At 47.6% G+C, this 1,633-nt stretch carries 2 protein-coding genes; both read left to right on the top strand.

Features of this window, described 5'->3' with window-relative positions; genetic code table 11:
* A partial coding sequence (locus E2K52_RS14325) for a hypothetical protein (protein WP_227548254.1) occupies positions 1 to 409 on the top strand: 409 nt, incomplete at its 5' end.
* Between the two features lie 74 nt (positions 410 to 483).
* On the top strand, positions 484 to 1,633 hold a 1,150-nt coding region (locus E2K52_RS14320), incomplete at its 3' end, for an FAD-dependent oxidoreductase (protein ID WP_151205670.1).

The raw sequence follows: 1,633 nt of genomic DNA, 5'->3' as shown, positions 1-1,633 counted from the left end.
CGTAAAAATGCCATGGCACAGTCAAAGCTGTCTTTATGAAAACGAGGCAGGCCCATTTTCTGGTTTAAGCCATTCCGATAATACTCAAGGAAGGTCGGCTCATAATGTTCCAGACATTCGGCCAGGCATGACCGGTGGTTTTGCTTATGTACTGGATCTGGATAACGACTTTGTTGACCATTACAACCACGAGTTAATCGAATTAAACCGTATTTCCACAGAAGCGATGGAAGAACATCAGGAATTCTTGCTGCGTATTTTAGATGAATATATTGAAGAGACAGGCAGTGCCTGGGGCTACAAGATTCGTCATGAGTTTGATTATTACAGCCGTAAATTCTGGTTGGTAAAACCCAAAGCGGCTAATTTACAAACCCTGTTGAAAACCACCAAAGCTGATCCACAATAATTCCACGACGAACAGATTGATAGGCAGGTAGGACGGAAAGACATAAACCGCCACACCTCGCCACGGAGAGAGACATGGCAGAACGCCTAAACAATGACTTTCAATTCCTGGATGTCGCACGCCAAGATCCAGAGAAAAAAGATCTCACTGTCCGCAAAGCAGAGTTTGTGGAAATTTATAAACCGTTTACTGCGGAAATTGCAGCCAACCAGACCCACCGTTGCTTGGGCTGTGGTAATCCATATTGTGAATGGAAATGTCCGGTACATAACTATATTCCCAACTGGTTAAAGCTGATTGCAGAAGGGCGTATTTTTCAGGCAGCAGAATTATGCCATCAGACCAACACCTTGCCAGAAGTGTGTGGCCGTGTCTGTCCGCAAGACCGTTTATGTGAAGGGGCATGCACTTTAAATGATGGCTTTGGTGCGGTGACGATTGGCAATGCCGAAAAATACATTAACGATACCGCCTTTGCCTTGGGCTGGCGTCCCGATATGTCACAGGTGAAATGGACCGATAAAAAAGTGGCGATTATTGGCGCCGGTCCTGCCGGTCTGGGCTGTGCCGATATTCTTGTACGCAATGGGGTAAAACCGGTGGTATTCGACAAACGTCCTGAAATTGGCGGTCTGTTAACCTTCGGTATCCCAGAATTTAAAATGGAAAAAGATATCATGAAACGTCGCCGTGAAATTTTCACCGGCATGGGCGTTGAATTTCGTTTGAATACCGACATTGGGAACGATATTACCATTGACCAGCTGCTTGCCGACTATGATGCGGTGTTTATGGGGATGGGCACTTATACCTACATGAAGGGTGGCTTTGCTGGTGAAGAGCTGAATGGCGTGTATGATGCGCTGGATTTTCTGATTGCCAACGTGAATCGTTGCCAGGGCTGGGAAAAGGATGCTGCAGAATACATCAGTCTAGAAGGTCAAAAGGTGATTGTGCTGGGTGGCGGTGACACGGCGATGGACTGTAACCGTACTTCTGTGCGTCAGGGGGCCAAATCGGTGGTTTGTGCCTACCGCCGTGATGAAGACAATATGCCGGGTTCACGTCGTGAAGTGAAAAATGCACGTGAAGAAGGAGTGGAATTCATATTTAACCGTCAGCCTATCGAGATTGTCGGTGAACAGGGTCGGGTGACTGGTGTTAAATTTGTCACCACGCAGCTGGGCGAGCCAGACAGCCGTGGCCGTCGTAGCCCTGAACCGG

It is taken from the genome of Acinetobacter sp. RF14B, assembly GCF_006864105.1.
Taxonomy (GTDB): Bacteria; Pseudomonadota; Gammaproteobacteria; order Pseudomonadales; family Moraxellaceae; genus Acinetobacter; species Acinetobacter lwoffii_C.
The sequence above is the reverse complement of the archived record's forward strand: the minus strand, read 5'-3'. Positions and strand labels throughout refer to the sequence as shown.